The sequence below is a fragment of the Xenorhabdus japonica genome (assembly GCF_900115195.1).
GTDB lineage: Bacteria > Pseudomonadota > Gammaproteobacteria > Enterobacterales > Enterobacteriaceae > Xenorhabdus > Xenorhabdus japonica.
Genome location: NZ_FOVO01000012.1, coordinates 61744 through 85962, shown reverse-complemented (window position 1 = coordinate 85962; position 24219 = coordinate 61744). Strand labels below are relative to the sequence as shown.

General features: G+C 44.3%; 23 protein-coding genes. 17 read left to right on the top strand and 6 right to left on the bottom strand.

The features are described from left to right. Positions 1-197, bottom strand: a 197-nt coding sequence (locus tag BM135_RS06845; protein ID WP_139204079.1) for a helix-turn-helix domain-containing protein, incomplete at its 3' end; no start/stop codon positions are given. Positions 198-299: 102 nt separating this feature from the next. Further along, positions 300-1784 carry a sodium/proline symporter PutP gene (gene putP, locus BM135_RS06840; RefSeq protein ID WP_092519040.1) on the bottom strand — a complete coding sequence of 495 codons (1485 nt, stop codon included), beginning with the start codon at positions 1782-1784 and terminating at the stop codon, positions 300-302. Between the two features lie 509 nt (positions 1785-2293). On the opposite strand from putP, the gene putA reads away from it, so the two are divergent. Beyond that, entirely contained in the window at positions 2294-6274 is a 3981-nt protein-coding gene (gene putA, locus BM135_RS06835) for a trifunctional transcriptional regulator/proline dehydrogenase/L-glutamate gamma-semialdehyde dehydrogenase (protein WP_092519039.1), read from the top strand. Positions 6275-6440: 166 nt separating this feature from the next. Here the strand turns inward: putA and fliZ are convergent, their stop codons facing one another. From fliZ to BM135_RS06820, 3 genes are all read right to left on the bottom strand, one after another. Further along, positions 6441-6953 carry a flagella biosynthesis regulatory protein FliZ gene (fliZ, locus tag BM135_RS06830; RefSeq protein ID WP_092519038.1) on the bottom strand — a complete coding sequence of 171 codons (513 nt, stop codon included), beginning with the start codon at positions 6951-6953 and terminating at the stop codon, positions 6441-6443. Between the two features lie 52 nt (positions 6954-7005). After that, on the bottom strand, positions 7006-7728 hold the full coding sequence (locus BM135_RS06825; protein WP_092519044.1) for an RNA polymerase sigma factor FliA: 723 nt from the start codon (positions 7726-7728) through the stop codon (positions 7006-7008). Positions 7729-7995: 267 nt separating this feature from the next. After that, complete coding sequence (locus BM135_RS06820; RefSeq protein WP_092519037.1) at positions 7996-8973, bottom strand: flagellin N-terminal helical domain-containing protein; 978 nt, start codon at positions 8971-8973, stop codon at positions 7996-7998. Positions 8974-9248: 275 nt separating this feature from the next. Between BM135_RS06820 and fliD the strand changes: the two genes are divergently transcribed. Genes fliD through fliT form a run of 3 tightly spaced genes read left to right on the top strand, consistent with a single transcriptional unit; the run spans position 9249 to position 11509 of the window. Next, complete coding sequence (gene fliD / locus BM135_RS06815; RefSeq protein WP_092519036.1) at positions 9249-10712, top strand: flagellar filament capping protein FliD; 1464 nt, start codon at positions 9249-9251, stop codon at positions 10710-10712. 12 nt (positions 10713-10724) lie between these two features. Further along, complete coding sequence (gene fliS / locus BM135_RS06810; protein WP_092519035.1) at positions 10725-11135, top strand: flagellar export chaperone FliS; 411 nt, start codon at positions 10725-10727, stop codon at positions 11133-11135. Then, entirely contained in the window at positions 11135-11509 is a 375-nt protein-coding gene (fliT, locus tag BM135_RS06805; RefSeq protein WP_092519034.1) for a flagella biosynthesis regulatory protein FliT, read from the top strand. Before fliS ends, fliT begins: the two co-directional genes overlap by 1 nt. A 387-nt stretch (positions 11510-11896) precedes the next feature. Here the strand turns inward: fliT and fliE are convergent, their stop codons facing one another. Next, positions 11897-12208, bottom strand: a complete 312-nt coding sequence (fliE, locus tag BM135_RS06800) for a flagellar hook-basal body complex protein FliE (RefSeq protein ID WP_092519033.1) — start codon at positions 12206-12208, stop codon at positions 11897-11899. Positions 12209-12491: 283 nt separating this feature from the next. On the opposite strand from fliE, the gene fliF reads away from it, so the two are divergent. From fliF to fliR, 13 genes are all read left to right on the top strand, one after another. After that, the gene (fliF, locus tag BM135_RS06795; RefSeq protein ID WP_092519032.1) at positions 12492-14201 is read left to right on the top strand and encodes a flagellar basal-body MS-ring/collar protein FliF; all 1710 of its coding nucleotides are present in this window, start codon (positions 12492-12494) and stop codon (positions 14199-14201) included. Continuing rightward, positions 14198-15190 carry a flagellar motor switch protein FliG gene (gene fliG / locus BM135_RS06790; protein WP_092519031.1) on the top strand — a complete coding sequence of 331 codons (993 nt, stop codon included), beginning with the start codon at positions 14198-14200 and terminating at the stop codon, positions 15188-15190. Before fliF ends, fliG begins: the two co-directional genes overlap by 4 nt. Continuing rightward, positions 15183-15887, top strand: a complete 705-nt coding sequence (gene fliH / locus BM135_RS06785; protein WP_092519030.1) for a flagellar assembly protein FliH — start codon at positions 15183-15185, stop codon at positions 15885-15887. The genes fliG and fliH overlap by 8 nt, the downstream gene beginning before the upstream one ends. After that, complete coding sequence (fliI, locus tag BM135_RS06780; RefSeq protein ID WP_092519029.1) at positions 15887-17251, top strand: flagellar protein export ATPase FliI; 1365 nt, start codon at positions 15887-15889, stop codon at positions 17249-17251. Before fliH ends, fliI begins: the two co-directional genes overlap by 1 nt. A 355-nt stretch (positions 17252-17606) precedes the next feature. Continuing rightward, positions 17607-18053, top strand: coding sequence for a flagellar export protein FliJ (gene fliJ / locus BM135_RS06775; protein WP_092519028.1), 447 nt, complete (start codon positions 17607-17609; stop codon positions 18051-18053). Next, on the top strand, positions 18050-19519 hold the full coding sequence (locus BM135_RS06770; RefSeq protein ID WP_092519027.1) for a flagellar hook-length control protein FliK: 1470 nt from the start codon (positions 18050-18052) through the stop codon (positions 19517-19519). Before fliJ ends, BM135_RS06770 begins: the two co-directional genes overlap by 4 nt. 215 nt (positions 19520-19734) lie before the next feature. Continuing rightward, positions 19735-20217 (top strand): flagellar basal body-associated protein FliL, encoded by a 483-nt coding sequence (gene fliL, locus BM135_RS06765; protein WP_092519026.1) that lies wholly within the window; start codon positions 19735-19737, stop codon positions 20215-20217. A gap of 5 nt (positions 20218-20222) precedes the next feature. Beyond that, on the top strand, positions 20223-21230 hold the full coding sequence (fliM, locus tag BM135_RS06760) for a flagellar motor switch protein FliM (protein WP_092519025.1): 1008 nt from the start codon (positions 20223-20225) through the stop codon (positions 21228-21230). Next, on the top strand, positions 21223-21630 hold the full coding sequence (fliN, locus tag BM135_RS06755) for a flagellar motor switch protein FliN (protein WP_092519024.1): 408 nt from the start codon (positions 21223-21225) through the stop codon (positions 21628-21630). The genes fliM and fliN overlap by 8 nt, the downstream gene beginning before the upstream one ends. 2 nt (positions 21631-21632) lie before the next feature. Continuing rightward, positions 21633-22097 (top strand): flagellar biosynthetic protein FliO, encoded by a 465-nt coding sequence (gene fliO, locus BM135_RS06750; protein ID WP_092519023.1) that lies wholly within the window; start codon positions 21633-21635, stop codon positions 22095-22097. Positions 22098-22206: 109 nt separating this feature from the next. Then, positions 22207-22896, top strand: coding sequence for a flagellar type III secretion system pore protein FliP (gene fliP / locus BM135_RS06745; protein WP_245737312.1), 690 nt, complete (start codon positions 22207-22209; stop codon positions 22894-22896). Between the two features lie 19 nt (positions 22897-22915). After that, entirely contained in the window at positions 22916-23185 is a 270-nt protein-coding gene (gene fliQ / locus BM135_RS06740) for a flagellar biosynthesis protein FliQ (RefSeq protein ID WP_092519022.1), read from the top strand. A 2-nt stretch (positions 23186-23187) separates the two neighbouring features. Beyond that, entirely contained in the window at positions 23188-23970 is a 783-nt protein-coding gene (fliR, locus tag BM135_RS06735) for a flagellar biosynthetic protein FliR (RefSeq protein WP_092519021.1), read from the top strand. Positions 23971-24219: the final 249 nt, after the last annotated feature.

The following is a 24219-nucleotide window of genomic DNA, read 5'->3' as shown; positions in this document are numbered from 1 at the left end:
TCAATAAATTGTTGCTGTTTATCTGCATCGAATTTATGAGGCGTTCCCATCGGCTTCTTGTCGCTGAATCCCTGACGGTGAAGCCATTTTGTCATCAAAAACACGGCCTTAATGCGGTCACGTACGCGCCCATCACGCGTCGTATCGTGCATCAATTCGAGAGCCTCTTTTTGGGCATCTGTCAGGGTCATTTTCATGGGCACAATCTTGAGCTGATATGGAAAAATCAAGCATCTTCAATTACGATAGGTATAAACTAATAAACCCCTGAGTTATCAAGGGCTTTTCATTTGATTAGATTATTTGGTTTTATAATGCGCTTCTGCTTCAATAAAACGCTGTTGTATCGCCTGACTTGGAGCTTTTCCTAATAAACTCACCACGATGATAGCAATCGTCGCGAAAATAAAGCCCGGAATAATTTCATACAGGGAAAACCAACGGAATTCCATCCAAACCAGAACAGTACCAGCCCCCACTAACATACCCGCTAACGCACCATTACGAGTCATGCGTTTCCAGAGTACCGAGATCAAAACCACAGGGCCAAATGCCGCACCAAATCCGGCCCAAGCATTACTGACCAATGCCAATACCTTATTGTTCGGATTAGTTGCAATCACAATGGCAATAACTGCTACCAACAAGACCATCATGCGACCAATCCATACTAATTCTTTCTGGCTGGCTTTGGGACGTATAAATGCCTTATAGAAATCTTCAGTCAGCGCACTAGAACAAACCAGCAACTGGCAGCTCAACGTACTCATAACCGCAGCCAGTACCGCGGACAGCAATATCCCTGTGAGCCATGGATTAAACAAGAGAATGCCCAATTCAATAAAGATACGCTCATGGTTTTGCAATACTGGCCCTGCCTGCTCCGGGTGTATTTCAAAATATGAAATACCAAAGAAACCAACAGCCACCGTACCTGCAAGGCACAGTAACATCCACGTCATACTAATACGACGGGCTTTATGAATAGTCTGATGAGAATCTGCCGCCATGAAACGAGCCAGAATGTGTGGTTGACCGAAATAACCTAATCCCCAACCCAACAGAGAAACAATGGCAATAATATTCAGGTTTTTAAACATATCTAAATATGCCGGATTTTTTGCCTCAATAATAGTAATGGCAGTGTCAACCCCCCCCACATTGAATAAGATCAAAACTGGTACTAGAATCAAAGCAAAAATCATTAAAGTCGCCTGAACAGTATCCGTCCAGCTAACCGCCAGAAAACCTCCGAGGAAGATATAAGCAATCGTAGCCAATGCCCCCAACCAAATCGCTTTTTCGTAGCTGATACCAAATGTATTTTCAAACAATAAGCCACCAGCCACAACACCCGATGCGCAGTAAATGGTAAAGAAAATCAAGATAACCAATGCGGAAATAATACGCAGGATTTTACTTTTATCTTCAAAGCGATGAGTGAAATAATCGGGTAATGTCAAGGCGTTATTACTAACTTCGGTATGTACGCGTAATCTACCCGCAACCCATCGCCAATTAAGGTATGCACCTAGCAGTAGACCTAATGCGATCCAACTTTCTGAGATACCGAAGAGAAAAATAGCCCCCGGTAATCCCATCAATAACCAGCCACTCATATCAGAAGCGCCAGCAGATAATGCTGTTACTACACTACCTAATCTCCGTCCACCTAATATATAGTCATCAAAGTTTTTGGTAGAGCGATACGCCATGAATCCTATCAGCAACATCGCAGCGATGTAGATAATGAAGGTAATGAGCATTGGTGAATTTACTGTCATGCAGGTTCTTCTCCATAGTGTTTTTATAAATCATGTATCTGCAAATGTGTTATTTGCGTAAATCATGCCATCTGTATTTGAAGCAATTTTAAGTAATACCTCACTTTTTTTATCAGGTCATAATTAAGTTGCACCTGAAGATGACATTAGTTTTTTGTCAGAACTATTTACATATGTAATTATTTTAAAATTACATTCTATCCTAGTTTAGCCAAAACATTTTTAACAACTAATTAACTTAGTTTTTATAAAAAACGCTTACTAAATCACACTTATCACTCCAGAAGTTGCACCTTAAATTAAGTAACTCGTTATACCTTAAACTTATAATATTCAAATAAAATTCATAAATATCAGTAAAATAAACAATAAATTTCACTGAGAAAATAATAAAAACAAGATTAATTTCACAAAATTAGAATGACCGCTTTTAACACAGTTGCACAAAGTTGCAACATAGAAGATATTGTTATGCAACTTGGTTTAGTCTTACCTATTAAGGAGTGAAAATGGGTAGTACCACTATGGGCGTGAAGCTCGATGAAGCAACGCGTAATCGAATTAAAGCCGCCGCACAACGAATTGAACGCACACCACACTGGCTAATTAAGCAAGCTATTTTTAATTATCTTGAACGTCTGGAAAATGAGGGAAATATCCCAGAAATATCAGCGAGTCAGGATAACAAAGAAGAAAAGATTTCCGAAGTAGAATCACAGATTGAGACGACTTATCAACCATTTCTGGATTTTGCCGAGCATATTTTACCCCAATCGGTGAAACGTTCTGCAATTACTGCGGCCTATCGCCTCCCAGAAACCCAAGCGGTTCCAATGCTACTGCAATGTGCACAACTAGCTGAAGAACAAGCTAAGGCAACTCATAAACTCGCTTATTCCATCGCCGAAAAGCTACGCCAACAAAAACAAGGTATTGGCCGCTCAGGTTTGGTTCAGGGATTATTGCAAGAATTTTCACTTTCTTCACAGGAAGGTGTGGCACTGATGTGTCTTGCCGAAGCTTTGCTGCGCATCCCCGATAAAGCAACCCGCGATGCTCTGATCCGCGATAAAATCAGCAACGGCAATTGGCATTCCCATTTGGGCCAAAGCCCCTCCATGTTTGTTAATGCGGCAACGTGGGGATTGCTGTTCACAGGTAAGTTAGTATCTACCCATAATGAAGCCAAGTTATCCAACTCATTGAACCGCATTATCAGCAAAAGCGGCGAGCCATTGGTGCGCAAAGGTGTAGATATGGCAATGCGCTTGATGGGTGAGCAATTCGTTACGGGAGAAACCATCGCACAAGCCCTTGCCAACGCCCGCAAACTAGAGGAGAAAGGCTTCCGCTATTCCTACGATATGCTGGGCGAAGCCGCATTGACCAAAGAAGATGCGCAAGCTTATATGGTTTCCTATCAGCAAGCGATCCACGCTATTGGTAAGGCGTCAAATGGCCGCGGCATTTATGAAGGGCCGGGAATTTCCATCAAACTTTCAGCCCTGCATCCACGTTATAGTCGTGCCCAATATGAACGTGTTATTGATGAGCTCTATCCTCGTTTACTTTCTCTGACTTTACAGGCACGTCAGTATGACATCGGTATTAATATTGATGCAGAAGAAGCCGATCGTCTGGAAATCTCTCTCGACTTGTTAGAGAAACTGTGTTTCGAACCGAAACTGGAGGGTTGGAACGGCATTGGTTTTGTCATTCAGGCTTACCAGAAACGCTGTCCTTTCGTCATTGACAGCATGATTGATTTGGCACAGCGCAGTCGCCACAGATTGATGATCCGTCTGGTAAAAGGTGCTTACTGGGATAGTGAAATCAAACGGGCTCAAATCGACGGACTGGAAGATTATCCGGTGTATACCCGCAAAGTCTATACTGATGCTTCTTACCTCGCCTGTGCCCGAAAACTACTTTCTGTCCCTAATTTGATCTACCCGCAATTTGCTACCCATAACGCCCATACGTTGTCTGCCATTTATCATCTGGCCGGACAAAATTACTATCCGGGGCAATATGAGTTCCAATGCCTGCATGGCATGGGTGAGCCGCTTTATGAACAAGTCGTCGGTAAGATCGCAGAAGGTAAACTCAATCGCCCATGTCGTATTTATGCCCCCGTGGGGACACACGAAACACTACTGGCTTATCTGGTACGTCGCTTGCTGGAAAATGGTGCCAATACTTCGTTTGTCAACCGCATTGCAGATAATTCCCTGCCAATTGATGAACTGATTGCTGACCCGGTAAAAATCGTACAAGAATTGGCTCAAACCGAAGAGCAAATCGGCCTGCCACATCCCAAGATTCCTCTCCCACGTGATTTATACGGCAAAAACCGTGTTAACTCATCGGGACTGGATCTCTCCAATGAACATCGTCTGGCTTCCCTTTCCAGTGCCCTGCTCAGTTCTTCAATGGAAACATGGAACGGAGAACCTTTGCTGGGAGGCGATTATCGGCATACAGGGGAATTACCTGCAACTAAGCCAGTGAACAATCCCGCCAGACCTTCCGATATAGTGGGTTATGTTCGTGAAACTACTGAACAGGAAGTTGCTCATGCGCTGGATACAGCGACTGATGCTGGTGCAATCTGGTTTGCCACTCCACCATCCGAGCGTGCCGCGATTTTAGTGCGTGCAGCGGAGTTAATGGAAAATAACCTGCAATCCTTGCTCGGAATTCTGGTTCGTGAAGCAGGTAAAACATTCAACAATGCAATTGCTGAAGTACGTGAGGCAGTGGATTTTCTCCATTATTACGCAGGCCAAGTTCGCCAGGATTTTGCCAATGATACCCATCGCCCACTGGGATCTGTCGTGTGTATCAGCCCGTGGAACTTCCCTCTGGCAATTTTTACCGGTCAAATCGCCGCTGCATTGGCAGCAGGCAATAGCGTGCTGGCAAAACCTGCAGAACAAACACCACTCATTGCTACGGTTGCGGTAAAAATATTGCATCAAGCCGGAATTCCACGTGATGTGCTGCAATTACTGCCCGGACAAGGGGAAAAGGTGGGTGCATTACTGGTCGGTGATGACCGTGTGCGCGGCGTGATGTTTACTGGTTCTATCGAAGTTGCCAGCTTGTTGCAACGCAATATTGCCAGTCGCCTTGATGCGCAAGGACGCCCAACGCCGTTGATCGCAGAAACCGGTGGCTTAAATGCCATGATCGTCGATTCCTCCGCGTTGACCGAACAAGTTGTCACCGATGTCGTCGCCTCCGCTTTTGACAGTGCCGGTCAGCGTTGTTCTGCTCTGCGTATCCTGTGTGTTCAGGACGATGTTGCTGAAAGAACTATCTCCATGCTAAAAGGTGCAATGGCTGAATGCCGGATGGGTAATACTGAGCGCTTATCCACGGATATTGGCCCTGTCATTGATACAGAAGCAAAAGCAGGTATCGAACGTCATATTCAAACCATGCGCACTAAAGGCCGGACGATTTATCAGGCGGCATATGAAAATGCAATGGACAGCCAAGAATGGTCACAAGGCACTTTCGTCAAACCAACGCTGATTGAGTTGGAAAGTTTTGATGAATTGAAAAAAGAGATTTTCGGGCCGGTTCTGCATGTCGTTCGTTTTAAACGCAATGAGCTGGATAAGCTGCTGGATCAAATCAACGCTGCTGGTTATGGCTTAACTTTGGGTGTTCATACTCGTATTGATGAAACCATCGCGCACGTCACGAGTAAAGCAAAAGTCGGTAACTTATATGTCAACCGCAATATCGTCGGTGCAGTCGTCGGCGTACAGCCATTTGGAGGCGAAGGCCTGTCAGGTACAGGGCCAAAAGCCGGTGGGCCGCTGTATCTGTATCGCTTGCTGTCACAGCGCCCTCTCAATGCTGCCAGTCAAACGCTGGAACGACAAGACGCAGAATATGAGCTTGATACCAAAGCCCGTGTTGCCCTGCATTCATCTCTCCACAAACTGGCTGATTGGGCAATCAGGCAGAATAATGAAGCACTGGGTCAGGTCATTCAGGAATACAGTTTACTGGCACAAGGCGGAACAACACGCTTACTGCCTGGGCCAACCGGAGAGCGCAATACTTATACCCTGCTGCCGCGCGGGCATGTTCTTTGCCTTGCTGATAACGAGCAAGATGTATTGGTGCAATTAGCGGCAGTACTTTCTGTCGGTTGTCAGGCCATTTGGGAAAAAAACGAACTGCATCAAGAATTGCAACGCCAGTTACCAGATGAAATTCATCAACATATCCATTGGGTCAATGATTGGCAGAATGAAGAAACAACAATGGAAGCAGTTATTTATCACGGTGATTGCGATCAATTGCGTCAGGTTTGTGAGGTGATTGCACAACGTAAAGGGCCGATTATCTCCGTACAGGGGTTTGCCCGTGGCGAAACCAATTTACTGTTGGAACGTTTATTGCATGAACGTTCATTAAGTATTAATACGGCAGCGGCAGGCGGTAATGCCAGCTTGATGACAATTGGCTAACATAGGCGACTAAATAATTCAAATTAAGATTAATTTCTTATAGAAATATAATCAATTAAATATATAGCAGTAAAAATAACGTAAAAACATAGAGGGGAATGTGTGACAATCGCATTCCCCCCTGAAATCTTTTCAATCCAACAACATTATATATCGGTATAATTAATCAATAACCGCTCTGTTGCCAGCTCAGATATTGCTCATATTTACGCAGTGCAATATTGTAATTGCTGAAAGCAGATTGAGATAATTTCTCGCTGAGTTTTTCCTGAATTTCTTTCGGCTTAAACTCACCTGTCGGGTAATTACTTGAAGTCAGTAATTCATCCAAACGCCTTAAACGAACCACATACTCACGCACAGTACTATGACTCATCTCTGTTTGCTCAAACAGGTACTGTTTAAATGACATAATATCGAAATGATCAGTCTGACTATTGCAATAAATTTCACTACAAAAGCGGCACAGCGCTACAAATTTACCCTGTAACTCATTCCAGGTTTTGTCATCCACCAATTCAGTCATCTCAGAAATAGCTTCTTTATTGATGACCTGACCGTTAAAAACAAGAGAAATACGGTCGAGCGTTTTATGACAGTGCAGACAATGAGTCTGACTATGTTTATAGTCTTTGATATAACGGCTAAGAGGCCGTTTCTTTTGTGTTGTAACAGACATAAGAGATAAAGCCCTGTGTATAGTCTTAATAAAAAAACAAACAAGCAAAAAGTTACTTCTCTGGATTCAAACGCGCCCTCAGCCTTTTTATCGCCTGACTGTGGAGCTGGCTTACACGGGATTCCCCCACGTTAAGCACTGCGCCGATCTCTTTAAGATTCAGTTCTTCCTGATAGTACAGCGTAAGAACTATCTTTTCCCGTTCAGGCAATGATTCAATGACATCAATTACCCGCTGACGAAGATCACCTCCCAGTAATTGTTGGAGAGGATTTGTCTCATGCTCTTCCTCAATCACTGGCTCACAACTTTCACCATGAATTTCGTGCCATTCGTCATAAGAAAACAATTGACTGTTATTTGTGTCTAACAGTATTTGCCGATATTCTATCAGATTAATCTTTAATTCTTTAGCAACTTCCTGCTCACTGGCTGGACGGCCTAACTCTTGCTCTAGTTTACGGATGGTCTGCGTGACTTCACGTGCATTACGCCGCACACTACGCGGAGCCCAATCACGGCTCCTCAACTCATCCAACATTGCACCTCTGATGCGCTGTACCGCATAGGTGGTAAACGCTGTTCCCTGTAGGAAATCAAAACGCTCCACCGCATTCAGTAAGCCGATGCCACCGGCCTGAAGCAAATCATCGAGTTCTACGCTGGCAGGTAATCTTACCTGTAGCCTCAAAGCTTCATGGCGAACCAGGGGTACATAGCGCTTCCAGAGGCTATTTTTGTCCATCACGCCTTCGGCGGTATACAAATCGCTCACAACAACAGACACCTTTGGATAAGAGACTGGATACCATTATCCAATCACCTAATCGGTACAATCGTTTGAACAATGAAGTAAAAGCACTTCTTTTTCACCTATGCGAAATTTTTGATGTCCGCCCAAATGCATAGCAAGTTTCAGGCTGTCCTTGACGATCTTTATAAAAAAATAACCAAAAAAATAAGGATCGGCGAACCGATCCTTATTTTATATGCGTTATTTATGCTGGTTGCCCTGCATAAATGCTCAACTGGAAAATAAAAATTAACGCAGCAGAGACATAACGGTTTGTGGGATCTGGTTCGCCTGACCCAGAACAGCGGTACCAGCCTGTTGCAGGATCTGGCCACGGCTCATGTTGGAAACTTCAGTTGCGTAGTCAGCATCTTCGATACGGCTACGAGCGGCGCTCAGGTTATTAACCGTGTTATTCAGGTTGTTAACAGTGGATTCCAGACGGTTTTGTACTGCGCCTAAAGAGCTGCGCAGACTATCAACTTTAGACAGAGCGTCGTCTAATTTAGCCAATGGCTCTGTTGTAGGTGTTTTCCCTGCATCTTTTGCTTTTTCAAGAGCATCTTGATCTGTTTTAAGAGTTTTTTCTGCTGCAGCTTTTGCAGTAGCATCTTTTGCTTCTGCCACTGCCTTCTCAGACGCTTTTACTTTAGTCTCAGCATCTGTTACTGCTTTTTTTTCCGCAGCAGTTTGTTCTAATGCAACTCTAAAATCACCCAGACCTAATGTTCCTTTATCAATTTTTTCCAGTTTGACATCGATTGTTTCACCATCATTAGCGCCAACCTGAATTTTCAGAGTATCATTCTTACTCAGTACTTTTACACCATTAAACTGAGTTTGCTCAGAGATACGGTCAATTTCCGCCAGACGCTGATCGACTTCTGCCTGAATGGATTTCTTGTCACTTTCAGAGTTAGTACCGTTTGTAGACTGAACAGCCAGTTCACGGATACGTTGCAGGTTACTATTGATTTCGTTCAGAGCACCTTCGGTAGTCTGAGCAATGGAGATACCGTCGTTTGCGTTACGAGAAGCCTGAGACAGGCCTTTAACGTTAGCAGTAAAACGGTTAGCAATCGCTTGACCAGCAGCATCATCCTTCGCGCTGTTAATACGTAAACCAGAGGACAGACGCTCAATAGCTGTACCTAAAGCGCCTTTAGATCGGGTCAGGTTGTTCTGAGCCAGCAGAGATGAATAGTTGGTATTAATGACTGATGCCATAGTAGAGTTCCTTTTAAAATCAAGCCGATATAATTAGTTTGAGCCTATTTGCTCACGGTGTTCATCACCGCCAACAGTTTTATCGGCTGCTTAAAAAGAACCTTTAATATTTCTTGAAAAACTTTTTTATTTTTTTCACAATATTTTCTGATAACCCAAATAGCGCCTGTTCTAATCAACTATTCCATCCATCAAAAAAATTATTTTGTCAGTAAACTTTTCGTAAATTAATCCGATAACATGTCCAGTGATGCTTTTTATTAAAAGGAGTCAATATGGCTAGCATTTCTGCAGTAGGAATCGCATCTGGAATAGATCCAAAATTACTGGATACACTTGAATTAAGTGAAAGAAAACGTTTAGAGCCAATAATGCAGGAACAAAGCAGTTATAACGCTAAGCTAACTGGTTTTGGCACATTAAAAGGCAGTTTGGAAAAGTTAAAGAGTGCATCTGAAGAACTCAAAAAATTCGATAAACTCAATACCACCAAAACCAGCGAAGATCATAAAACATTTACCCCAAGTACGGATTCCAAAGCCAGTCCGGGTAACTATGTTATTGAAGTTCAACAGCTTGCCAAGGCTCAATCTTTGAAATCTAAGGAATTTCCTGATGTAAAAGCTGTATTAGCAACACCATTGGGTGAAGGGCAAACACGTACCATCGTTATCACTCAAAAAAACGAGAAAGGCGAAAAAGAGGAAATGCGAATTCCTCTTAAGGACGATCAGACTTCACTTGTTGAGATCCGTGATGCCATCAATAAACAAGAAGGTAATGTCAATGCTAGCATTATAAAGGCTACAGATGATAAAAATCATCTAATCCTGACAGCCAAAAAGACCGGCACCAAATCGGTCATGACCATTAAGGTTGATGGTGAAGATAATCTCAAGAATAACGATGATAAACGACTTTCTGATTTCCTGAATTACACTTCTAATGATGATGGGACTAAAGGTACGGGTGCACTAATACAAACAGTAGGTGCTCAAAATGCCAAACTGAGTGTTAATGAAATCGAAATTGAACGCCAGACTAATGAGATAAAAGATGCACCAGAAGGTGTTATTCTGAATCTGAAAAAAGTTACAGAAAAAGAAGCAAACGGAACTACCTCAAAACTAGAAACATTGGTTGTTTCCCGCGATATCGGGCCAATGAAAGAAGCAATCAAAAAGTGGGTTGATGCTTATAATGAAGTACAAACCACTTTTACTTCACTGACAAAATTCAAGCCTGTTGCAACAGGTGAAGCGGCTTCGAAAGATAATGGTGTCTTACTTAGTGACAGTACATTGAGAAGTATTCAAAACCAACTAAGACAACAACTGTTTACAGCACAAAATGTTGCTGATATTGCCACCCTGAATAAATTGGGCATCAAACAAAAATTGGATGGTACGCTGGAAATCAGTAACGAAAAACTGGAAAAAAACCTGAAAGAGAAACCTGCCAACGTTAAGGCTTTCTTTATGGGTGATGGAGAAAAAACCGGCTTTGCAACTCAAACGTATAATTTATTGAAAAAAACACTAGATAGCCAGGAAGGGACTATCGCAACAGCAACCGATGGTATCAATAAGAAACTGAAAACACTGAAAATACAAGCAGAACAGACCGAAAGAAACATCGATGCCACAATGGCGCGCTATAAAAAACAATTTACAGCACTGGACAAATTCTCCAGTTCAATGAATCAAGCAAGTTTATCCCTGGCCCAGCTTTTAAGATAAAAAAGGACACTAATGTATCAACGTTCGGCAAGTCAATTATATACTCAGGTAGATCTTGAGAGCGAAATTATGAATGCCTCTCCCTATCAGTTGATTCAGATATTGTTCAATGGGGCGCTCAGCGCCCTACGTCGTGCAATTATTCTGATGCAACAGGGTAATATCCCAGAGAAAGGTTTAGCTATTTCAAAGGCGATCAATATCATTGATAATGGTCTCAAAGAGGGGTTAGATTTCGAGAAAGGCGGCGAGATTGCTCAGAATCTTTTTGATTTATATGATTATATAGGTCGCCGTTTACTCCATGCCAATTTACGCAATGATGAGAAGGCCATTACCGAAGTAATTGATTTACTTACCGAGATTTCAGATTCTTGGCGGCAAATAGGTCCTCATTACAACGCCAGTCAGGACATTGTTTAATGAAAAATGATATGGATCTTTTGTCAGCTTACCAGCGGATCCTTAGTTTAAGTAAGCAAATGATTGATTTAGCCAGAAATGAACAATGGGATGAACTTGTTGAGATGGAAATCACTTATCTGAAGGCCGTAGAAGTGATTACTTTAATATCAAAAAACTCAGACATACCATTTTCATTACAGCAGCAATTGACCAAAATTTTGCAAACTGTCTTGGATAATGAAAAAGAAACTAAGAAATTGTTGCAAAAAAGGTTAAATGAACTCAGCGACCTGATTAAACAGGAAAGCTGTAAACAACTCTTACATGATACATACGGGCAGTTCCCTGTTAGCAACTATGAAATGGAGTTGACTACAACAGAATCAAAATAAATATAACAACGGTTCCAGTGATTCTATTTAAGAATAACACTGATTAATAGTGTCATTCATTTGTTTCATTTTAGGTGGTGTCAATTCGTCACCATCGTTTTTTTGATTGATCTAATTCGGCACTTTATTTTATTTATCTTTTGCAAACAATCAAGATAACTTACATATAATCTTTTACAGAGAATTAAAACAATTGGACATAAAATCTTTGCTACTGACTCAGCCAAAGATTTTATGGAAAATAATGCAACAAATAAAAAAGCATCTCAAACAATGTATTTCTACTCTTGCAAGATGCTTTCAGATAAAATTTAAAAATGAGAAATTAATGCTCTGCATAATAAAATAGAAGAGAACTCTGCTATGAACACTAATTATGTTCGCTAATTAAACCTGCATATTCATAACTTCGTGATACGCACTAACCAGCTTATTTCTCACCTGAATACCCATTTGCAGAGAAATACTCGCTTTTTGCATATTCACCATTACATCATTTAGCTCCACACCCTGAACTCCCAGTGTGAAATCTTGTGTCTTCTTCTCTGCGCTCAAGCGTGTTTCGTTCATTTTTCCTACTGCGGCAGTGAGTTGGCTGGCAAAACCACCCTGTACTGAAATAGGTTTGGCAATATTTGCTGCTTGTAATGCCTGAGCCTGCATCTGTTGCAGTACACCTTCAATTGCCTGAATTGACATAAAAACCTCGCGTTAAATCACCCTATTGATTACGTGATTAAGTGCCATATTAGCCGTGGGCTGGTTGGCAGTTTTCCACGCTGCCACCGTAGCACAGCCCTTCCAAACTAAAGCGGGTAATTAAAGTAAAAATTCGAAGCTTATTGTGCCATTAAAAGAGGTGTGAACAGCGAATAATGATGGAATTAATAATAGGAAGAATCTTTTCGCTTGCGTATGGGGAGTCTGTTTTGTTACGCCACGCTTTTAGTATTCATGTTGACCAGCAAGGCAAGGATCGTCTATGAGTGCAGCAACAACCGGCGCTGAAAACCAAAAAGGTTTCAACGCTATTATCAGCAGGATAAAAGCTGATCCAAAAGTTCCGCTATTAGTTGCTGGCTCTGCTGCCATCACTATCGTCGTCGCTCTTTTTCTCTGGTTGCGCAGCCCCGACTATCGGGTGCTTTACAGCAATCTGAGTGATAAGGATGGCGGCGAAATCGTTACGCAATTAACTCAAATGAACGTCCCTTATCGTTTTTCCGAAAACGGATCTGCACTCATGATACCTACCGAGAAGGTACATGAGACTCGCCTGAAACTGGCTCAGCAAGGACTGCCTAAAGGAGGAGCTGCGGGTTTCGAACTATTGGATAAAGAGAAATTCGGTATCAGCCAGTTCAGTGAGCAGGTAAATTACCAACGCGCGCTGGAAGGTGAGTTGGCTCGTACCGTGGAATCACTTGGCCCAGTTCAGAGTGCCCGGGTTCATCTGGCTTTGCCTAAGCCTTCTCTGTTTGTTCGTGAACAAAAATCGCCATCAGCTTCAGTGACTGTGGGATTACTGCAAGGCCGTGTGCTGGACGAAGGACAAATCAACGCCATCGTGCATATGGTTTCAAGTAGTGTTGCCGGCCTGCCAGCAAGTAATGTCACGATTGTGGATCAATCAGGACGTTTGCTAACGCAGAGCGATGCCACTGGCCGCGATTTAAATACAACCCAGTTGAAATATACGCAAGAAGTGGAAAATCGTTTTCAACACCGCATTGAAACCATTCTGGCGCCTGTGGTTGGTCGTGGCAATGTCCATGCGCAGGTAACAGCTCAAATTGATTTCTCTCGCCGCGAAGAAACAGCGGAAGAGTATAAACCGAATCAGCCACCAAATAAGGCTTCTATTCGCTCCAAACAGAGCAGTTCCAGCGAGCAAAGCGGCGGACCATTGGTGGGCGGTGTGCCGGGTGCTTTGTCGAATCAGCCAAGTGCTTCACTAAGAGCCCCGATTGAAAAACCGAATGCAAATGCCAAAGATAACAGTGACGAAAAATCTGGCCAGCAGCGCAATAACGCTAACAGTAACAATAGTTACGAGCGCATGGTAAGTAACAACCGCAATAACCGTTATGACGAACGCATCAACTATGAAGTGGATCGCACCATTCGTCATACTCAATTACAGGCTGGCGCAGTGGAGCGTCTTTCGGTTGCAGTCGTAGTTAACTATGCCTCTGTTCAGGGGAAAAATGGCCCTGAAACACAAGCGCTGACACCAGAACAGCTTTCACAGATCGAGGCTCTGACCCGTGAAGCTATAGGCTTCTCTACTAACCGCGGCGATAGTCTGAATGTGGTTAACACACCATTCAATGACACAGCCGAAACATTTGAACCTCTGCCATTCTGGCAGCACCCTGTCCTACTGGAAAAACTGTTGGAAGCAGGCCGTTGGTTACTGTTAGCTCTAGTCGCATGGTTACTGTGGCGCAAAATGATCATGCCACAAATCGCCAAAAAACGGGCTGTGGAAAAAGCCGCAATGGAAGCACAGAGAAAACAGCATAAGCCACAAACAGAAGTCAATGCTGAAATGGACGAAAAAATGCACCGTCAACGGTCTCGCCAACGTGTCAATGCTGAGCTTCAAAGCCAGCGTATCCGTGAACTTGCAGAAAAAGATCCTCGCGTCGTCGCGCTGGTGATCCGTCAATGGATGAGTAACGAACAATGAGCCTGAGCGGAACAGAAAGAAGTGCCGTCATGTTAATGACCCTGGGAGAAGATCAGGCGGCCGAGGTGTTCAAGCACCTGAATTCCCGGGAAGTACAACAACTGAGTATTGTAATGTCGGGGATGAAACAAGTCTCCAATCAGCAACTGGTTGGAGTACTGGCAGAGTTTGAAGAAGATGCGGGGCAGTATACTGCCCTTAGCATCAACGCCAACGACTATCTGCGCAGCGTACTGATCAAAGCATTAGGTGAAGAACGAGCTTCCAGCTTGCTTGAGGATATTATTGAATCCCGTGATACCACAACGGGCATCGAAACCCTCAACTTTATGGAGCCGCAGATGGCGACCGATATGATCCGCGATGAACATCCGCAGATCATTGCTACCATTCTGGTTCATCTGAGCCGTGGTCAGGCAGCCGATATTCTTGCCCTGTTGGATGATCGTCTACGTAATGATGTAATGCTGCGTATCGCCACTTTTGGCGGTGTACAGCCATCCGCTCTGGCGGAATTGACAGAAGTGCTGAACAACCTGCTGGACGGACAAAACCTGAAACGCAGCAAAATGGGTGGTATTCGTACTGCGGCAGAAATCATCAACTTGATGAAAAGCCAACAGGAAGAAAGTGTCATTGATGCGGTTCGTACCTACGATGGTGAACTGGCACAGAGAATCATTGATGAAATGTTCCTGTTCGAAAATCTTATTGGCGTGGACGATCGCAGTATCCAGCGCCTGTTGCAGGAAATTACAACCGACTCCTTGCTGGTGGCATTGAAAGGTTGCGATCAAGCATTACGCGATCATTTCCTCAACAATATGTCACAACGTGCTGCTGAAATCATGCGTGATGATTTGGCAACTCGTGGCCCTGTACGTATGTCCCAAGTGGAAGCTGAACAGAAAGCCATTCTGCTTGTTGTTCGTCGTCTGGCAGAAAATGGCGAAATGCTCCTGAATGGTGGTGACGATACCTATGTCTGATAAGTCAAATAATGGAAACTGGCGGCCGTGGCAGCCGGGCGAACTGACTCAGTGGGAAACGCTGCGGGCAAAACTGGAACCCACAGATGAGGAACAGGAGCCAAGCGAACAGGATCGGCTGTTTGAACAAGCAAGAATACTGGACGAGCTGAAAGAACAAGCTCGTCAAGCTGGTCATGCGCAGGGCTTTATAGAAGGACAGGCGCAGGGTTATGAACAAGGGGTTCAGGAAGGCCGACAGGCAGGACTGGAACAAGGTTTGCGGGAAGCTCAACAACAACAGCAAGTTGTTATCGAACAGTGGAAAGCATTGCTAGCGGATTTTAGCCATTCAATGGATGGATTGGATACTGTTATTGCTTCTCGCCTGATGCAGCTTTCATTAACCGCTGCTCACCATATTCTGGGGCAGCCCGCTGTATGTGATGGCACTGCCCTGCTGAATCAGATCCGCGAATTTATCCAGCAAGAACCTATGTTCAGCGGGAAACCACAATTACGTGTCCATCCACAAAACATTCCTCTGGTTGAACAGCAACTGGGGGAACTTCTGGCACTGCACGGCTGGCGCTTGATTGCCGATAACAAACTGCATCCGGGCGGTTGTAAAATCAGTGCCGATGAGGGAGATATGGATGCCAGTTTAGCGACTCGCTGGCATGAAATGTGCCGTCTGGCAGCACCGGGAGAATTGTGATGACGGCAAGACTTGGGCGCTGGCTGGCAACATTGGATTCATTAGAAAAGCGCCTGGAAAAAACACCAAAAGTACGCCGCTATGGACGCCTGACCCGCGCCACAGGATTGGTACTAGAAGCCACTGGCTTGCATATGCCCCTCGGTGCCACCTGTCTGATCGAGCGTCAAAATGGCAGTACCATTGAAGAAGTTGAAAGCGAAGTCGTCGGCTTCAACTGCGAAAAACTGTTGTTAATGCCACTGGAAGAACTGGAAGGCATTGTGCCGGGTGCCCGCGTCTATGCCCGTTCTTATGGTGAAGATACGGGGAGCGGACGTCGCTTACCTCTCGGGCCAGAATTGCTCGGCAGAGTTCTTGATGGTGTAGGTCGCCCTCTTGATGGTTTACCTGCCCCTGATACCAGCTATCGCGCCTCCCTGACGACAACCCCACTCAATCCTCTGCAAAGAACGCCCATCAGCAGTGTGCTGGATGTTGGCGTTCGTGCCATTAATGCCCTGCTGACCGTGGGGCGTGGACAACGCATGGGATTATTTGCTGGCTCAGGGGTCGGTAAAAGTGTGCTGCTTGGCATGATGGCGCGTTATACCCAAGCAGATGTGATCGTTGTGGGATTGATTGGTGAACGTGGTCGTGAAGTTAAAGACTTCATCGAAAACATTTTGGGCACAGAAGGATTATCACGCTCTGTCGTCGTCGCCGCTCCTGCCGATATTTCACCGTTGCTGAGAATGCAAGGAGCCTCTTATGCGACCCGCATCGCTGAAGATTTTCGTGATCGGGGTAAACATGTTCTGCTGATCATGGATTCCCTGACCCGTTACAGCATGGCGCAGCGTGAAATTGCACTGGCTATCGGTGAACCCCCAGCAACTAAAGGTTATCCCCCTTCTGTATTTGCTAAGTTGCCTGCGTTGGTGGAAAGAGCGGGTAATGGTGTCAGTGATGGCGGTTCCATTACTGCATTTTATACCGTGCTGACAGAAGGTGATGACCAGCAAGATCCGATTGCCGATTCTGCACGTGCCATCTTGGATGGTCATATTGTGTTATCACGTTCACTGGCGGAATCAGGTCATTATCCTGCGATTGATATCGAAGCCTCCATCAGTCGTGCCATGACTGCGCTGATCGACAATAACCATTATCGGCGGGTACAACATTTCAAACAGTTGCTTTCCAGTTATCAGCGCAACCGAGATTTGATCAACGTTGGTGCATATGCAGCAGGCAGTGATCCCTTACTTGACAAGGCGATTCAGCTTTATCCCCATATAGCTCAATTTCTGCAACAAAGCATTGACGAACGCAGTGAGTACGAGCCGGCCTGTTCTCAGCTTCAACAGTTATTACCGACATAGTGATTGGTCAACATAGTGATTGGTCAACATAGTGATTGTCCGACATAATGTTTTGTCTATGGGGGAGCCAGACGAGGAATATTTTGCCAAAAGGCATATATCCAAAATGGACTTCAAGGTGCGTCGCGGCAGTCAGGGAGCGAATCCTCGGGAGCATGGATAATCTATGCTCATAACAATCTATGTTCATAATAACGGTGACCGGGGTGAGCGCAGCCAACAAAGAGGCAATTTGAAAGACAAGGGGTATAACGTTTATCGATACGGTGCCGATATAACTTTTTTCGATATAACATTGCTATTGATGTAATTCAGTAACGCTTATGTCTGTTTGGTGATTAAAACGAGGAAATACATGCAACAACACTCCCCTCTCGTGACTTTGCGTGAACTTGCCCAAGATGCGGCAGAAAAAGCCGCATCACAACTTGCAAAAATCCGGCAAAGTCACCAGCAAATGGAGCAACAACTCACGGCGTTAATGAATTATCAGGATGAATATCGTTCCCGTTTGAATGACACACTCAGCAACGGCATGTCCTGCTCGACTTGGCAAAATTATCAGCAGTTTATGAAAACGCTGGAAATAGCAATTGAACAGCACAAATTACAGCTCAATCAATGGAAAACACGTCTTGAGCAAGCTATATCACAATGGCAGGAAAAACAACAACGCCTGAACGCCTTCGATACACTGCAACAACGGGCAGAGCATAATTTGAAGTTACACCAAAATCGCATGGAGCAAAAACAAATGGACGAGTACGCACAACGTGGTGCACAACGGAGAATGAAACAATGAATCTCACTCTTTTGCCTACTAATTTAAAACCCACGGACAAAGGCCCGGACAAAAATCAGGCGACTTTGAATAATTCCGTGATCGGTAACCATTCTTCTCAATTTGAGCAACTTCTTAATGCAGAAACAGCCTCTGTACGGAAGCCCCCCGTTCAGGCAGATATTCAGGTGAATGTTCCGGCAGATAGAAATAGTCAGGCAGACAAAAATAGCCTGAGAGAGGGGAAATTTACCTCTGATAAAACAGTAGAAAACGGGTCACTATTGACATCAGCATTAGATAACACGGTAATTGAAAGTAGATCACAAGTAGAAACAGCACCGCAAGAAAATAGTGCTGAATTTGCGGTATTGAAAGATGAAGATCTCTTATCAGCCGAAGCATTAAGCGCAGCAATACCGATCCAGCTTGTAGGACTTCTCGCCCCACATACAAACTCTATGGTTCTTCCAGAAGATACTGATGGATTGATTGGCAATGAATCATTGGAAAATGAATTGTTAAAAAATGAATTGCTAAAAAATAAGTTGCAGAATGGTGAAAGCAGCGCTGTAAATGCTATGCTGGGCAAAAGTGCCAAAGATAGCAAATTAACTGATATTGAACTACAAATTGAACAGCAAGATGAAAGCATTCAGCTTTCAGCTAAACAGGAAACGCCTCTGAGTAATAAGGCTGAGGGTTTAGCGAATCTTCAATCTGGATGGACTCCGCTCGCCAGACAAACCAAACTTGCGGTTACTAATGTGACTAATAATAGCAATAGTAAGATTGAGTCTGGTAATGCTCTCCTCAAAAATGCAGCTCCAAGCAACAAAGAGTCGAATCTGCTCCAGATGGCAATTCAGGCAGCACCTGCATTGACGGCTCCTCCTACGGCAGAAGTCGCTTCTATTGATTCACCTGCGCTATTGGCAACCTCTCCCCTACTTTCAGCCGGGCAGCATCCAATAGGACAATTTCAATTGAGCAGCACAACTGCACCTCTATTAAATGCCCATCTTGGTAGCGAAGAGTGGCAGCAACAACTCAATCAGCATGTGCTGTTCTTTAACCGCAATGGTCTGCAACAGGCAGAACTTCGTTTACATCCTCAGGAATTGGGTGCGCTGCACATTCGCATGAGCGTCGAAGACAATCAAGCACAATTGCATTTTGTTTCCGCCCATCAAAATGTTCGTGTTGCTCTGGAGGCTGCTTTGCCGGGACTACGCCATGCGCTGGCTGAAAATGGCATTCAATTATCGCAAAGTAGTGTCAACAACGATGCTCAGGGATATGGGCAATCAGAGCACCATACGAATAACCACGCCAATAATCCGAATAATAATCCCAATTCCCATGCAGAGAACCAAGATCATGGTTTAGCGGTTGCAACAGGGAACACGACCTCCCATGCATCAGCTATCAGGATAACACCTCAACAACTCGCCTCGACTCAAGGAGGTGTTGATACCTTTGCCTAATTATCTGCCTAATTATTCGCCTAATTTTATGATGTACTGCAATAAAACGAAAAAGGCCGATAACAAACGTGTGAGTTAATAGTTTTTTCCTCGTTTGTTCCAGCCATTGCCGGAACAAAGACGCGGGATAATTGGTATCGAATTTGATGGATAAGGGTTCCGTCATGGAATGCGCGGAAACTTATTCGCAACGGAAAACAGGAATTTGTCTGTCCATGTCTGATTATAGCTACGAGCATAAACGCACAAATCCAATTTGGATGATACTGTTAATACTGATTGCTGTTCTTGGTGCTGCCATTGGAGGGTACAGCTGGTGGGTAATGAGCCAGTCAACCAATAACAGTACAAAGCAAGAGCAAGCTACTGCCATTGATATACCAATATTTATGACATTGGAGCCTTTTACTGTCAATTTGATCGACAACGAAGATCATTTCGATCGTGTTTTATATGTTGGTGTCACATTGCGTTTGTCTGACCAAGAAACCCGTCAGCGCCTCCATAATTATCTGCCAGAAGTTCGTAGCCGCATGCTGCTGTTATTATCTCGCCAGAAAGCTACTGCTCTGGCAAAAGATGACGGCAAGATGCATTTAATGGCAGATATCAAACAGACACTACACCCGACATTAATACCCGGTGAACCTGATCAGGAAATCACCGATGTATTATTTACCACGTTTATTCTGCGATAATCACTATGAGTGACAATATTCTTTCCCAAGCAGAGATTGATGCTCTGCTCAATGGTGACAGTGCCTCTGCTGATGATGTAGAACAAACTGCGTCTGGGGAAAATGAGGTTCGCCCTTACGATCCCAATACACAACGCCGTGTTGTACGCGAACGTTTGCAGTCACTGGAAATCATCAATGAACGTTTTGCCCGCCAATTCAGGATGGGGCTGTTTAACATGCTGCGCCGTAGTCCGGATATTACGGTTGGTGCAATAAAAGTCCAGCCTTACCACGAATTTGCCCGCAATTTGGCTGTGCCAACCAATCTCAATCTGGTTCATCTGAAACCATTGAGGGGAACCGCACTATTCGCTTTCGAGCCAAGCCTGGTTTATATCGCTGTTGATAACCTGTTCGGAGGAGATGGCCGTTTTCCAACCAAAGTGGAAGGCCGTGAATTTACTTATACCGAACAGCGGATTATCAACCGGATGCTGAAACTGGCGCTGGATGCCTATCGTGATTCATGGGATTCCATCTTTAAACTTGACGTGGAATACGTACGTTCCGAGACACAAATAAAGTTCACCAATATCACCACTTCACCGAACGACATCGTGGTTACCACACCGTTTCAGGTGGAGATCGGTGCATTGACTGGGGAATTCAATATTTGTATTCCATTCGCCATGATCGAACCCCTGCGCGAACGTCTGACCAATCCTCCTGTGGAAAATGCGCGTCAGGAAGATAGCCAGTGGCGTGAAACTTTGGTGAAACAAGTCCAACATTCAGAGTTAGAACTGGTGGCGAATTTTGTTGATATCCCCCTGCGGCTATCAAAAATCCTTGAACTGAAAAGCGGCGATGTCCTGCCGATTGAAAAACCTGAACGCCTAATCGTTCACGTTGATGGTGTGCCTGTGCTCACCAGTCAATATGGAACACTGAACGGGCAATATGCCCTGCGTGTTGAACACCTGATTAACCCTGTTTTAACTGCTCTGGATGAGGAAAAGCCCAATGAGTGATGCTAAACAACCCACAGATACCAAATTGACTGAAGATATGTGGGCAGAAGCGCTGGAACAACAGGCCGCACAGCAAACCTCTGACGGCGGCGCGTCAATATTTGAGAATCTGGAAGCGCAGGATGCGTTAGCCCAACTCTCCGATATTGATTTGATCATGGATATTCCCGTTAAGCTATCTGTAGAGCTGGGACGCACCAAAATGACCATCAAACAACTGTTGAGACTGTCACAAGGCTCAGTGGTTCCCCTTGATGGACTGGCAGGTGAACCATTAGATATTCTGATTAATGGTTATTTGATCGCACAGGGAGAAGTGGTAGTCGTATCCGATAAATACGGTATCCGTATCACAGATATCATCACTCCTTCTGAGCGCATGCGTCGCTTGAGTCGTTAACCATGATGGCGAACCAGCCTTCCGTTCGTACTTCTTTTCAACATGGTGCGGCATCTGATGCTGCGCCTGTTAACACGATAGCCGGTAATAGTGAACCCCTTCCCGCCAGTCAAACACTGATGCAAATCAGCAGTGCACTGGGTGGTATTTTATTACTAATTTTCTTCATGACATGGCTAGTTCGCCGTTTGGGTTTTGCACCTGCCAAAAGCAAAAATCATCGTTTGCTGAACGTTAAGGCAAGTTGCTCCCTCGGACCAAAAGAGCGGGTCGTTGTCGTAGAAATTGAAGATAATTGGCTGGTCTTGGGAGTTACATCTCAACAGATCAACATGCTGCATCAAATGCCTGCACCGCCTGACAATGTGGAAAAGGGAACCGCGATTAAGTCGCTGCCATTTGGTCAGATGCTAAAAAATACGCTCCAGCGGAAAAGCAAGAATAACAATGACGATGATGAAAAATAGAGTTTTTTTTATGGCAGGCAACCGAATGACAGGCAAGAAATTTGTCTCGTGGTTTTATCAAATACGTTTGACAACTCTGTTTATAGCGCTCTTGCTGCCGCTGTTCCCCATGAACGCGGCTGCTGAGTTGCCTGGCATCATAAGCCAACCCTTAGCCAATGGCGGACAAAGTTGGTCATTGCCTGTTCAGACCCTGATTTTCATCACGGCATTGGGGTTCATCCCTGCCGCTCTGCTAATGATGACCAGCTTTACCCGCATCATCATTGTACTCGGCTTGCTGCGCAATGCATTGGGGACACCTTCGGCTCCGCCTAATCAAGTTATGCTGGGTTTAGCACTGTTTATGACTTTTTTCATCATGGCACCGGCATTCGATGATGTTTATAAAAACGCCTACCTGCCCTATAGCAAGGATGATATCACTCTGGAAGTCGCGTTGGATAACGGCGCCAAGCCTCTGCGCCAATTCATGCTGCGTCAGACAAGGGAAAATGATCTGGCACTATTTGCCCGTCTTGCAGATCAAGAGGCATTTGAAACTGCGGATTCTGTTCCAATGCGCGTACTCGTCCCCGCGTTTATTACCAGTGAATTGAAAACTGCGTTCCAGATTGGTTTTACGCTCTTCATTCCGTTCTTGATCATCGATCTGGTTATTGCCAGTGTTTTAATGGCATTAGGGATGATGATGGTTCCACCAGCCACCATATCACTACCGTTCAAACTCATGCTGTTTGTCTTGGTAGATGGCTGGCAATTATTGCTTGGCTCGCTGGCGCAAAGCTTTTATATCTAAACAATGGCTTGAGAAAATTATGACTCCAGAATCGATAATGGCCCTTGGTGTTGAAGCAATGAAAGTGGCGCTGGCTCTGGCTGCACCACTCCTTTTGTCTGCCTTGGTTTGTGGCTTGATCATCAGCTTATTGCAGGCAGCAACTCAGGTAAACGAAATGACCTTATCGTTTATTCCGAAAATTTTAGCCGTCGTCACTACTATCATCGCCGCCGGGCCATGGATGCTAAACTTACTGCTGGATTACATGCGCGCCTTATTTACTAGCATTCCGCATATTATCGGTTAATTATGATCCCGCTTGACACTGAAACACTTTCCCGCCTCGTCAGTGATTTTTTCTGGCCATTAGTGCGTCTGATGGCGTTATTTAGCACAGCGCCCATTTTCAGTGAAAAACAGGTACCAATAAAAGTCAAAATTGGCTTAGCACTAGCAATCACAGCCATACTTGTTCCAACTTTCCCTTCTCCTCAAATTCCGATTTTTTCTGTTGTTGGAATTTGGGTTTTAATACAACAAATATTGATTGGCATGGCTTTGGGATTGACCATGCAGATCGCCTTTGCCGTAGTACGCTATGCTGGTGAAGTACTAGGCTTACAAATGGGACTTTCATTCGCCACCTTTTTTGATCCTACAGGTGGCCCGAATATGCCTATTTTATCCCGTATTCTAAATATGATGATGTTATTGCTGTTTTTGGCCTTTGACGGGCATTTATGGCTATTGTCAATTCTGGCAGATACTTTTCATTCTATTCCCATTAAACCAACTCAATTGAATCCAAAAGGTTTTTTATTATTAGCCCAAAGTGCCAGCCTGATCTTTATCAATGGCATGATGCTGGCAATGCCAATGATTACCCTGCTTCTGGTCTTGAATTTTTCACTGGGAATACTGAACCGCATGACACCCCAACTTTCCGTATTTGTGGTCGGCTTTCCCCTGACTCTGACAGTGGGAATTTTCACACTTTCCCTGCTGTTCCCGATAATGGTGCCATTTACTGAGCGATTATTTGGCGAAATATTCGATCGCCTGGCGGTGATCGTTAGTGAAATAGTGCTGTAAACAAACAGTATTTTTCTGGCTACATCTCCTCCCACCTTCTCCTCCCGCCTTATATTGGGTGGAAATCTACCTTCAATAATAGGAAGGCTCCTTCTGACTGTTAAAAAACATTGGATAAACAAAAAATATCGACATGACAAAATAGTTCAGTTAATTTAACTACTAATATTCATAATTGATCGCATAAAACAGTATAAAAATCCAACTTAACCATCCATATCCAGTTCATTTTTTAGCAAAAATGAAATT